Below are 12,771 nucleotides of genomic sequence, written 5' to 3'. Positions count from 1 at the left end.
GGCTTGACTACACGGTCACGCCACAGCGCGACGGCGACTACCTCAACGGTGTGTCTACGTTCGACCTGGTACTGATCAGCAAGCACATCCTGGGCGTAGAGCCGCTCAATAGCCCTTACAAGCGTATTGCAGCGGATGCGAACAACTCCGGCAGCATCACGACGCTCGACCTGATACAGCTGCGAAAGCTGATCCTGTCGATCAGCACGGAGCTGCCGAACAACACGAGCTGGCGCTTTGTGGAAGCAAGCTATGTGTTCCCCAACCCGGAGAACCCATGGCAGGAAGCCTTCCCGGAAGTGGTGAACATCAACAACCTGCCGGCAACGGGCATCAGCGGAGCGGACTTCATCGCCGTGAAAATTGGCGATGTGAGCGGCGATGTAGTGGCGAACAGCTTCACAGCAATTGATGAGCGGGGCTTTGACGGCAGCTTCCAGCTGGAAACGGCGGACGAATCCCTTAAAGCGGGCAACGAGTACCGCATCCCATTCACCGCGCCACAGCTGGCCGCCATTGAAGGCTTCCAGGGCACGCTGGAGTTTGATGCGCAGGCACTGGAGCTGGTGGAGGTTATCCCGGGCATTGCCAAAGAGGGGCACTTCGGCCTGACACAGGCCGCACAGGGCCGGGTAGCAATGAGCTGGAACTGGGCCTCGGAAGCGGCGGTGCCAACGAACAGCAAAATGTTTACCCTGGTACTGCGCGCCCGCACGGACATACAGCTGAGCGAAGCCATGGGCATGAGCGATGCGGTGACGCCACGGGAGGCGTACGGCAATGCCGGCACGTTTGAGGATGTGGCCCTGAGCTTTGGGCAGAACAGCATGGCATCTGAAGAAGCCTACTACCTTGGCCAGAACCAGCCGAACCCTTACCGGGGCACAACGATGATCCCATTTGAAGTGCCTGCAGAGGAGATGGTAACGATTACAATAAGCGATGTAACAGGCCGGCTCATCCGCTCCTATGAAGTGGATGCCGCAGCCGGGTTGAACACGCTGAACGTAGAACGGCTAAAACTGGCAGCAGGGGTATACGAATACACCATGACTGCTGGCCGCTTCACTGCCACGAAGAAGATGGTGGTAGCCGACTAGATGAAATGGAGTGCCGTCCCTGCCTTGTCCGGACCGAGCAGGCAGGGGCCGCGGCAGTACAAACTCCAGACCATTAATTTGTGCAATTAATTACGGAAGGAGGTTGGATGAGACGTTCATCCAGCCTCTATTTTTTTTGTAAAAAAATATTCACTCTGGGAATTTTTCCCTCCCAACTGCTGTATGTATGTCTGACAACAGCAAACAACCCTTCAAAAATACAACAAGGCGTGCAGGTTTCACGCCAATAAAGAAGTGGGTCATATTGTATCCGAACCGTAGCAGCGTTTCTGTACAGCGCTCTGGTGCCCGCCTGTTTGGGGTAGGGTATACCGTTTGGTACCATAGGCTTGCATAAGCATCTGGATACTGGAGTCGATGGTTCGAATCCATCTGGCGCTTAATCGTGCCATAGTTCAGCGGGTTAGAACACAGTACTTGCTTTCACGGGGCTTTGCCCTGTACCAACCGCCATTTTGGGCAATGGACTGATAATCCATCTGGAAGTTCTCAGGTTCTTCCCTATAAAAAACCTGGACCGTACGTGCAGCAGCGGATGCCCGTGGATTTTACAGTCAGGCTGTAAGCGATTCACCATCCGAAGGGCTACCGGTTGGGCAGGATACCGTCTGCCGGAGGCTGTGCACTTGGAAAGGCTTTATGGTGCTTATCCGAAGGGAAACCGTCGTGCAATGTACCGAATGTCTTTTTCATAGCGCCGTGGAGTGGCAGGTACGCCTGTTGAATTACGGAGCTGCGGGCTAAGGCGATTCCTGGCGATGAGCCAGGGTTGTAAAAGCTCAACTGTACAGGCTGCCACAGACTAAATGCCAGGCTCGTATCTCTGGGGTTGAGGCGCCGTTGCTGTACGTTTTTTAAGGAATCAAAATTTTTAAATAGTTCACAACTGCAAAAAACCAAGACATGAAATTCGTAACGATCAGCCGTCATGAGGTTGGCCTGTTGTTCCGCGGCAAATCCTTCGTGGGCGTATGCCGGGAAGGATGGCACTGGGTGGGCTGGGGGCAGCGGCTGGTGCTCTACGACAGGACGAAGCCATTGGTCTTGCCTGTTGACCTGAGCATCCTGCTGGAGGATGAACGCTTTCGGGCTGAGGTCCACCTGGTGGAAGTAAAGGACCACGAGCGTTGCCTGGAGTACCGGGACGGGCTGTTCCACAACCTGTTGTTGCCAGGGCGCCATGTCTACTGGAAGTCTGGTATCGACTACGACTTCCGGATGGTAGACACCCGCAAGGAGGAAGTCGGAGCTGTTGTCAAGCCGGAACTGCTTACGAAGCCTGTTGTCCTGGCTCAGGTGCACCGGTACGATGTGGCTACCCATGAGACTGGCCTCCTGCTGATTGACGGTGAGCTGAAGCAAAAGCTGTCTGCCGGACGGCACTACTTCTGGAAAACCGCTCAGCACCTAAAAGTGCTTTTGGCTGACTTAAGGGTACAGACAATGGAGGTCAGCGGGCAGGAAATCCTCACCAAAGACCGGGTGGGCATCCGGCTCAACTTTCAATTGCAATACCGCATCACGGATGTGGAACGGGCATTGCTGGAAGTGAGCGATATGCCCCGCCAATTGTACCTGTTGGTGCAGTTAGCGCTGCGGTCTTATGTGGGCACCCGAACGCTGGACGAACTGCTGGCGGACAAGGACAGCGTTTACACCAACATACGGGACGAACTGGTTCAAACCACTGAAAGCCTGGGGGTAGCCGTATTGTCCGGAGGCCTGAGGGACATCATCCTGCCCGGCGAAATCCGGGAAATCATGAACCGGGTCCTCGTGGCTGAAAAGCAGGCTCAGGCCAATACCATCCTCCGGCGTGACGAAGCGGCTGCCACCCGTAGCCTGCTCAACTCCGCTAAGCTGATGGAGGATAACGCCATGCTGCTCCGCCTCAAGGAGATGGAGTATGTGGAGAAGATCGCCGAGAAGATCAACAGCCTTTCTGTCTCCGGTGGCGGACAGGTGATTGATCAGTTGCGCGAGCTTTTTATCGCGGATAAAAAGTAGACAAGGGTTTGCTTGCAGGGCTGCTCCGTTTGGGGCAGCCCTTTTTCAATTCGCTTAGAAATCAAAGTCCAGTCTCATCGTCAAATTGCGGGGCGCTTCCATAATGCCCGGCCGGGGCGAGTAGGCTTCATTGAGCAGGTTGTTGAGCAGCAGAGAAAGTTTAACAGACTCTGTGAGCTTATAGCTGCCCCGGAGGTTGACCACGGTAAAGCCCCTGTCGTTGCGCTCCCGGAAGTCCCGCAGCCCGCTGATGAACAGCAGGAATGCCGCATCAATGGCTTCGATCTGGCTGTTGTAGAACGTCTCAACGCCGAAGGACGCCTTTTTATAATCCGCCTGCAGGTCGAGTTTGAACAGGTGGCGGGAACGGTACTTCAGGATATTCTCATCCGAAGAAGAATTGTTGGCATTGATCTGACCCTGTGTGCGGTCCTGTCCGGCAGGTACACGGGTGGTGTCAAAGGCTTCAAAACGCGGATCGACGTAGGTATATCCGGCTAGCAGGCTTACCGGCAATCCCAGAATCTCCCCTCTTCCAGCGGCGGTGACCTCAAATCCATCGATCTGGGTGTCTCCGATATTGATGGCCTGAAAGCTAAAGCCTACAATATTGAACTCCATCATATCGAAGTAGCGGGAGCGGAAAACCGCAAAGTCCAGAAACCCTTCAAAATTGGAAATCCGGAAGCCTTGCTTGACGCCTAGTTCCGCTGTCCAGCCTGTTTCAGATTGCAAGGTGGGATTGGGTACGATGCGCAGCGCACCGGCATCAGTCACAATATACTTTTCTGCTACGGTAGGGTAGCGGTAGCCCTGTCCCCAGCTCGCCCGCAGGAAGGTCGCCTTGCCGGCCTGATAGTTGAGCCCGAGGCGCGCCACGGGTTTGGCTTCCTCCTCGTCAGAAGGGTCCACCGTGCCCCCATCGTACTCAAAACCAGGGTTGCGCAGTACATTACGCTCGTAGCGGAACCCCGCTGAGGCATTCAGTTTGCCAAAAAACTCCTTATCGAATTGGGCGTAGGCCGCCAGGTTGCGGGAGGTGAAGGTGGTGTCGCCGTACAGCTCCGCTTCGATATCCGTGCCCGACCCGACCAGCCCGGCCGTAAAGACCAGGTCTGCTGCTGCCATCCGGCGCTGGAACTGATACTCCGCGTAGAACATATCCGAGAAGTTGCTCTGATTAAGGTCGTTCTCATTGTCGATATTGTAGAAGCGGCTCAGGATGCGGTGGCGGTTGTTGGCGCCATCGTAGTAGGTGACAGTTGGGTCTATATTGTAGCGCAACCGGCGGCGGCCACCGAGCGTGTTGGGCCCCGGCTGATAAGCGGCGGTATCGCTGGCCCAATAAAAAAAGGAGGCGGTCTCCCCGGCATTAATATTGGCATTCAGCCCGATGGTCAGGCGGTCGGTAGCGCGATAGCGGGTACCTACATTGAAGCGGCCGGTGCGGCGGAATGCTCCTTCGTTGTAACTCTCTTCATTCAGGTAATAGCCGCCCATAACCAGGTCCAGCTTGCCCATCTTACGGCGGTGGGCCACACTCGCTCCGATGGTGCGCGGTGCGGTATCCCACCATTTCAGGCGTTCATCTTCGGGGCTGAAATTATGGGTGTAAAAGACCGCTGCTTCGGTCTCCGGTGCTGATTTGGCGTAAGCTGTACGGACGTTGATGATGCCGTTGAGTGCGGAAGAGCCGTATAAAGCCGAGCCCGCGCCCTTGACCACTTCCACCTGCGCGATATTTTCGATCGGCACATCGTCCCAGTTGGGAAAGCCGGCATCGGCAGATAGGATAGGAATATCATCCACCAGCAGCAGTACCCGGCTGCCAGCACCCTGTGAATAGCCCGAGCCCCCCCGGATATTTGCCTGCCCGTCGATGATGGTGACGCCCGGCAGTTTCTCCAGCGCCTCGTCAATGGATATCTTGCCCGTGTTCTCAATCAGATCCGGTTGAAGGACTTCCAGGGAGACGGTCACCTTGCTGAGCGGCTTTTCGAATTTACCGCTCGTTACGGTAGCGGTTTCGAGTACGGTAGCGCGGGGATCAAGCGCCATATTTAGCTCAATGGTGCCCCCTTCCGGTAGGTTTACTTCCGTTTCATAGGTTTTATAGCCCACATAGCTGGCTTTCAGGAGGTGTTTGCCTGCATCGGCCTCCAGCTCGTAGAACCCATCGAAGTTGGTTACGGTACCCTGGCCTTGCAGGCTGATGGTCGCTGCAATCAGAGGCTCCCCGGTTTTGGCGTCCGTCACCCGGCCGGTGAGCAGGGCTTGCTGAGCAGTCAGTAAAACAGAAAAGGACAGAAAAATTAGCAGAAGGTAGTACTTGGTCATATGCAATGAATTAGGCACAGCACTCAAAAGTAGTGGCTGTGGATGGTCTCCAAAATGTTCAGGGTGCTAATTTCAGGGCGTGTGGAAGCACAAATCTAAGGCATTCGTGTTACTTGACAAGCAAGTTCCTGAAAAAAATCGCTTTGCACGCAGCCGACAGATTCCAATAAATCCATTTAGCTTTCCCAAAAGTTTTCTAACTTCGGCAGCTAAATACTTTACCAAACAACACGATTATGAATCGAATTGTACTGATTTTCTTGGGGGTTATCCTGTCCAGCGTTGGGTATGCGCAGGATTGCCAGCCGGACGAAACAGTTCCGGATTCGGTGGTGGTTGCTCCACTGCCTTACAATGAAATGCTCCGTCCTGAGGGCGGTATTGCGGATACGGCTTGTGTGGGCAGTCCGTATGAGTTTGTCTTTACATTCAATATTCCGGCAATTTACAATGTGAGCGGTTTTGAAGTGCCGCTCATTGATGTGAGCATCCCTGCGGAAGATGGGATTTCTAACCTGCCGGCTTCTATGGACTACGTGTGTAATCCGCCCAACTGTGTGTTTGCTGCGGAGACTAAGGGCTGCATTATCGTATCGGGTACGCCAACGGCAGATGAAGTCGGAGCACATGACTTAACGATCGCAGCAGTTATTAATGCCGGTCTTGAACTGGAAGTGACTGTCCCCGGTGATCTGGAGAATGGCTCACACTACTATCTCAATGTAAAAGAAGAAGGTGGCACCAACTGCTTCTCCAACACCAACGAGGCCTTTGCAGCAGACTTTGGGCTGAGCAACCGCCCCAACCCATTCGGGGACCTCACGCAGGTGGTGGTGGATGCCAAACAGTCGGGCATGTACCAGTTCTTCGTTACGGATTTGCTGGGCCGTCAGGTGCACCAACAGCAAATTCAGCTGATCGAAGGTGAAAACCATATCGACTTCAACGGTAGCCAACTGGCAGAAGGCATGTACCTTTACGGTATCACCGATGGCCGCCATGCCGCTACTTCCAAAATGATTATCAACCGGTAGTACCCCTGCCGGGTCTCCAAGAATTCAGTCCTTCTGACAAGGAGCGGGGTGCTGCCCACCCTGCAGCGTGAAGCCCCGCTCCGACACCCTATAAAATTTTCTTTACTGGCAAACCGTTCTTGTACAGCGCCTTGTGCTGCACAAGGGCGGTCTTGTTATTTAAAATTCAGAAGGACATGAAGTACTTATACCTAACCATCTTGTTTTGGGGCCTTAGCCTTTCGGCGAAAGCCAACTGCCCCGGCTGTACGGTCAATCTCCCCGCCCTCCCAGAGGATACCATCTACATTTCGGCTGCCCCGGACGGGCAGGTCGGTCAATTTTACAGCGAAGACCTGTCGTTCCGCCTGCCCCAAACCACCACGCCGGTTAATGCCACCGACCCGGATACGCCTCCGGGGCTTCCCATTTCCCAAATGACGATCAGCTCTGTGGCGAATGTGCCGCCGGGCTTGCAGTGGGAAGCCAATCAACTGGCTTTCGACGTTAGCGAAAATACGGATGGCTGTGTGCGCTTCTGCGGTACGCCCCTTATTCCGGGGCTGTATGAGGTGGAAGTCATTATTTCGGCCCAGGTTTTGGTGGCTACACAGACTTCTGCGGTCACCATTCCTATTCTCATCCTGCCCGGACAGGTCATTTCAGAAGGCTTCACCATCGACAATACCTCAGGCTGCGGGGAGGTGGTGGCCAATTTTACCAATAATGTGCCTTCCAACGGCACCGATGGCTTCAGCTACATCTGGGATTTCGGTAATGGGCAAAGTTCTGCTGCTGAAAATCCGGGCACGCAGGTTTATGATACGCCTGGTGAGTACGGAGTGAGCTATCAGGTGATTGTGGACACCTTTGGGCATCAGCTAACGGAGGTGGTCATTACGGATGTGGACTGCAATGATATTTTCGGGGGCGCGCCCGACCTCGTTCTGGAAGTCTATAACCCATTAGGCGACAAAATTTTTGCCTCTGATGTGGTGCAGAATGCCAGCCTGCCTGTTGTTTTTGCGCCCGGCATTTTCATCGACAATGGCCCCTACCAAATTCAGGTCGTGGATGACGATCAGGGGCTGGACGGAGGCGATGATGTCTGCGGCGTTTTTGGCTTTGTTAAGACTTCAAACGGGGAGCTGGAAGACGATGGCGCTACGGTAGATATTACCATCATCAATCCTGTTGACACCATCCGCTCGGAAGGCATCATAACGGTCTACGAGCAACCGGAAAAGCCTGAACTGCAGGGCTACAGCGGTGAGGGCCTCTGCGATGGCGACTCCCTGACGCTGATGACCAACTACACCGAAAACACCCAATGGTACCTCGACACAGTGCCCCTGTTTGAGGCGAATGGCGATCTGCTCTCTGTGGGCGAAAGCGGCTTCTACTGGGTCACCTACACCAATGCCGATGGCTGCAGCGCCACTTCTGACACCCTTTTGCTGGATTTCAACGACCTGCCGGCTTTCCCCATCTTCCAGATTGAGCAAAACCTGCTCTTCCTGCTGGATCCGGACACCCTGCCTGACCCCTATGAGCTGCAGTGGTACCTGGATGAGCAGCCCCTGGAAGGCGGCAATGGTTTGGAATACTGCATCAGCACTTCAGGGAGTTACACCCTGGAGGTAGTCAATCCGCTTACGGGCTGTAGCCGTTCGTACACCCAAAGCATGACCTACGACCCCAATTTCCCCAACTGCATGCCGGTAAGTGTGGAAGAGGCGGCACTTCAGGGCATAAACGTCTACCCAACGCTGCTTGCCCCCGGTGCGCCGGTTTGGATAAGCGGGGATATACCTGGAGGCCCGATGAACATTCGGTTGATGAATACGCTTGGGCAACAGCTGCAATCGTGGAGGTTGGAAGGGGGCGATGTGGGCGAAACGCTGCGGCTCGATCTCCCGATATTAGCCACCGGCGTACATTATTTACAAATTCAGACCAAAGCTGGCGGGAAAACGATTTCGGTCGTCATTCAATAGGCTTTTGAAGACGGAGATTAAAAAAGATTGTTTCTTAACTGTTAAAATATATGAAAAATCATATATTGAGGGGCTAAACAAGCAAGAGCAACCAAAAAAGCCAGAGCGCAGTGTTCAGTCCGGGGCAGCTACTGATTTGGTACTCAGCAGGGTATCCGAAAAAAGTGTAGCTTTGCGGGCTAAACACTGCGCATAATCCCAAACTGAATCTGGCACCGCAAGTCTGAACTCCAGGTCTTAGATAGTCGGTCCGATGGTGGAATATCCCACCGTACTCTTGCGAACCCTGAATTATGACAGTTGAGATTAGAAGAAAAGAAATAGGCAACCTTCTACTTGAGAACATCCCGGAAATCCCTGTCTTGCTGAAAGACAAGCTACAATTGTATCAGCAGACGCGCGAGGCGGCTTTGGCCGATTGGCTGCCTGATGGCAGTGGGTTACTGATCTCAACCCGGTTTGGAGAAGCTGCACAGATTCACGAAGTGGTCCGGCCCGGGCACTTCCGTAAACAACTGACCTTTTTTGACGAGCCGGTTTATATTGCCCGCACCTGCCCCGATACTGACCGTCAGGGGTTCCTGTTTGCGCGGGATACGGGTGGTAATGAGGCTTACCAGCTGTACTTCTATGACTTACGGAAGCAGGAATACGAAATGCTGACGGATGGAGAATCCAAGCACAGCAGCGGCGTATGGAACCGGGAGGGCAGCGCCTTTATTTACAGCAGTACCAAGCGCAACGGCATTGATCAGGATTTGTACCTCTACGACCTGGCAGGTGGTACAGGTGAACGACTGGTCTTTACCGGCAAGGGCTATTGGTACCCGGTTGGATGGGCATCAGGTGGACGGTATGTGACCGTCATCAACTATCGGTCGATCAATGAAAGCCACTTGCATCTACTGGATGTGGAGACCGGTACATTGCAGACCATTCAGGCGGATTCAAATATTGCCTGCCGCTCCGGCAGCTGGTCTGCCGATGGCCGCCGGATTTACTACACATCTGATGCAGATAGCGAATGGCGCGGGCTGATGGTTTACGACCTGGATACCCAATCGAAGCAAAAGATTACCCAGGGGCTGGACTGGGAAGTGGAAGGCTTGCAGCTTTCCGCGGATGGCACACAGCTCGCCTTTGTCATCAATAAGAACGGCATTTCCGAATTGTACCTCTATGATACGGCGCAGGAACACTACGAGCGGGTGGAAGTCCTTCCCGAAGGCGTTATTGCCGATATGCGCTGGCATCCCAAGACCCTGCGCCTTGCCCTGACCATCAATACGCCACAGGCGCCGGCCGATGCCTATGTGCTGGATGTGGAAACGATGGACCTGCAGCAGTGGACCTTTTCAGAAGTGGGTGGGTTAGACCGCAAAGGGTTTGTCAAACCCAGGCTCATTCATTATCCGACTTTTGATCAGGTAGGGGGCAAAGACCGGGAGATTCCTGCTTTTTATTACCGGCCAGAGCCACAGGATGCGCCCATGCCTGTGCTGATTTACATCCACGGGGGACCGGAGAGTCAGTTTCGGCCTGGCTTTTCACCGGCTTTTCAGTACTACCTTAAAGAACTTGGCGTGGCTGTGCTCGCTCCGAATGTGCGGGGTTCGTCTGGCTATGGGAAGCACTACCTCAAGCTGGATAACGGCTTTAAGCGGGAGGATTCTGTGCGGGACATCGGGGCGCTGCTTGACTGGATTGAACAGCAGCCCGAACTGGACAGCCGTCGTGTGGCGGTTATGGGCGGTTCCTATGGTGGCTATATGGTGCTGGCGAGCATGTCGCACTACAACGACCGCCTTTGTTGCGGGATTGACATCGTGGGCATCAGTAATTTCATTACCTTCCTGAAGAATACCAAGTCTTACCGCCGCGATCTTCGCCGGGTGGAGTATGGGGACGAGCGTGATCCGGCTATGCGCCGGCATCTGGAGCAGATTTCTCCGACGACTAATGCTCATAAGATTACCAAGCCGATGCTCATCGTGCAGGGGCAGAATGACCCCCGGGTGCCGGCCAGTGAGGCGGAGCAAATGCTGCGGGCAATCCGTAAGAATGGGGGAGAGGCCTGGTACTTGCTGGCTAAGGATGAGGGGCATGGCTTCCGGAAAAAGTCGAATCGTGATTTTTACAATCAGGCGGTGATCTTATTCCTGCAGACTTATCTGATGCAGCCGCTGGAGGTGGGGGTGCCTGAGGCGTTGGTGACGAGTTAGGGCTTTGATTGCAACTGAATTTCAGGTGAGTTTATGATATAGGGTGTAATGTGCGACTTCTACGAAGTCGGTTCGCATTGGTGCTGCTTGTGTTACTAAGGTGTGACTTCTACGAAGTCGGTAAGCTTTGTTGTTGCCTGGATTAGAAGGGTGCGACTTCTACGAAGTCGTTAAATCTTCTTTTTGTGGGGGGTGAGTAGGATGCGACTTCTACGAAGTCGGGGGGCTTTGTTGGTGTGGGGATGAGTAGGGTGCAGTCATTAGGTTTTGTTGTTGCGTGGGTTAGTGAGGTGTGACTCTATCTGGCTTCGCCGTGCAGACAGGTTCTGCGAATTCGGTGGTTTACGATGTTGCCGGGGATACAAAATTACAGATAAGTTCTTGAATAAGTGTGTATAACAAATTTCGAAAAAAACAGAAAGTGACCACCGGCCATCAAAGTGCGATAGCTGCTGGGGTAGAGCTTCCCACTCTGCTCCAGCTTATCCACGAGATGCAAAGGCAGGGCGCTCAATTCTGCACATCAGAAGCTTGTTAGGTGTTCTGTAGTCGAGTGGCCGAATTCTTAGATGTGCGGATCACGGTATTACCAATTTGCCTGAACCAGGCCAAAACCACAAATCAAAGCTCGAATGGCGATAGAAAAAACGACACCGGCTTCCGGCCTTTCCAGGAGAGGGGCTCCCCTGGCGGCCTCCGCTGCCCGGGTGGACATGGACCTCTTCTTTGAAGCCGCTCAAAACCTGTATGATCCGGAGGAGAATCCCGAAGGGTACTTCACCCTGAATGTGGCGGAGAATGCCCTGATGATCCCGATGATGAAGGCGCGCATAGATGAAATTTTGCAGCAGGGCGCTGTTCCCGAATGGGCTTTCCAGTATACGGATCCGAATGGGCACCCGGAGGTCCGGGAGACCGTGGCGGCATTTATGGAGCAATACCTGTGCCAATGTCTCATTGCGCCTGATTCCATCGCCTTTTCTGCCGGTGCTGCAGCGACCATAGAGGTGAGTACGTTTATGCTGGCCGATGAGGGGGATGTGGTGGTGATTCCGGCCCCCGCGTACCCCATGTACACCAATGATGTGGGCTTGAAAAGCGGATTGCAGCGCTACGATTTGCAAACGCATCACCATCCTGCTGATCGTGGTGATCTTTCCCCCCTGACCACCGCACACCTGGATGCTGCCTGGGCGGATATCAGCGGGCAGGGGCAAAGGTTCAAAATCCTGCTGCTGACTTCACCGGATAACCCCACCGGCTGTATGTACTCGGAACAACAGCTGAGGGAGATTGCCGAATGGTGCATGGCGCATGAGGTGCACCTGGTTGTCAGTGAAATTTACGGCTTATCATTGGTGAATATCGAGGACGGTGACATCCGTGCAGATTATACGCCGGCAACGGTGCCCCAATCTTTCGCACAGCTCATGGCGGAGCTTCAAAGCGATTACCTGCACCTCTGGTATGCCCTGTCCAAGGATTTTGCCATGTCAGGGTTCCGGTTTGGTATCGTACATTCTTTGAATGAAAGCTTCCTCAAGGGGTTTGGGAATGTCAATATCCCGCAGATGGTCTCTAACCTTACGCAGTGGGTGATCGGGGAGCTGATGAAAGACCACGCCTTCCTGGAGCACTACATCGCAACCAACAAAGCCCGGCTTACCGGGAGCTACAAAGCAGTCGTCAAGGCCCTTCGGGAGTTGGAAGTGCCCTACGTCCCCAGCCGCGGCAGCCTGTTTGTTTGGGCTGATTTCTCCAGATACCTGAAAGAGGATAGCGAAAAGGGGCAGGAAGACCTTTGGATGGACATTTACCACAGTACCGGCATACTGCTGACGCCCGGTGCCGGGTTTCAGCATGAGAAATACGGGGTGTTTAGGATAGTGTATACTACATTGCCTTTGAGCCATTTGGAGGTGGCGCTGGAGCGGTTGAAGGGCTATTTTCGGAAGGGCTAAGGCAGCTTAAGAACAGATATACTGACGATTAAGTGGTTTGCCACAGCAAACCTACTCAATGCCTGCCTTCGTGTCGGTACTTCGGCAGACAGGTCAGCATTTACGCTGGGAAG

Annotated in this window: 7 protein-coding genes; 6 read left to right on the top strand and 1 reads right to left on the bottom strand. The window is 53.9% G+C overall.

Translation table 11 applies throughout. The features are described 5' to 3' along the window. A partial coding sequence (locus tag MRY86_RS09915) for a T9SS type A sorting domain-containing protein (RefSeq protein WP_293569292.1) occupies nt 1–1,100 on the top strand: 1,100 nt, incomplete at its 5' end. Nucleotides 1,101–2,024: 924 nt separating this feature from the next. Beyond that, nucleotides 2,025–3,128, top strand: a complete 1,104-nt coding sequence (locus MRY86_RS09910; RefSeq protein ID WP_293569291.1) for a slipin family protein — start codon at nt 2,025–2,027, stop codon at nt 3,126–3,128. Nucleotides 3,129–3,182: 54 nt separating this feature from the next. Here MRY86_RS09910 and MRY86_RS09905 read toward each other — a convergent pair whose 3' ends face one another. Next, complete coding sequence (locus MRY86_RS09905; protein ID WP_293571399.1) at nt 3,183–5,465, bottom strand: TonB-dependent receptor; 2,283 nt, start codon at nt 5,463–5,465, stop codon at nt 3,183–3,185. 236 nt (nt 5,466–5,701) lie between these two features. Between MRY86_RS09905 and MRY86_RS09900 the strand changes: the two genes are divergently transcribed. The 4 genes from MRY86_RS09900 to MRY86_RS09885 all read left to right on the top strand — a co-directional run bounded on the left by MRY86_RS09900 (nt 5,702) and on the right by MRY86_RS09885 (nt 12,658). Further along, the gene (locus MRY86_RS09900; RefSeq protein WP_293571397.1) at nt 5,702–6,499 is read left to right on the top strand and encodes a T9SS type A sorting domain-containing protein; all 798 of its coding nucleotides are present in this window, start codon (nt 5,702–5,704) and stop codon (nt 6,497–6,499) included. 176 nt (nt 6,500–6,675) lie between these two features. Then, nucleotides 6,676–8,475, top strand: a complete 1,800-nt coding sequence (locus MRY86_RS09895; RefSeq protein WP_293566783.1) for a hypothetical protein — start codon at nt 6,676–6,678, stop codon at nt 8,473–8,475. A 293-nt stretch (nt 8,476–8,768) separates the two neighbouring features. Then, nucleotides 8,769–10,697, top strand: coding sequence for a prolyl oligopeptidase family serine peptidase (locus tag MRY86_RS09890; protein ID WP_293566784.1), 1,929 nt, complete (start codon nt 8,769–8,771; stop codon nt 10,695–10,697). A gap of 632 nt (nt 10,698–11,329) precedes the next feature. Then, the gene (locus MRY86_RS09885; protein WP_293566785.1) at nt 11,330–12,658 is read left to right on the top strand and encodes an aminotransferase class I/II-fold pyridoxal phosphate-dependent enzyme; all 1,329 of its coding nucleotides are present in this window, start codon (nt 11,330–11,332) and stop codon (nt 12,656–12,658) included. Nucleotides 12,659–12,771 lie beyond the last annotated feature (113 nt).

It is taken from the genome of Phaeodactylibacter sp. (genome assembly GCF_022763345.1).
Lineage (GTDB): Bacteria > Bacteroidota > Bacteroidia > Chitinophagales > Saprospiraceae > Phaeodactylibacter.
The sequence above is the reverse complement of the archived record's forward strand: the minus strand, read 5'-3'. Positions and strand labels throughout refer to the sequence as shown.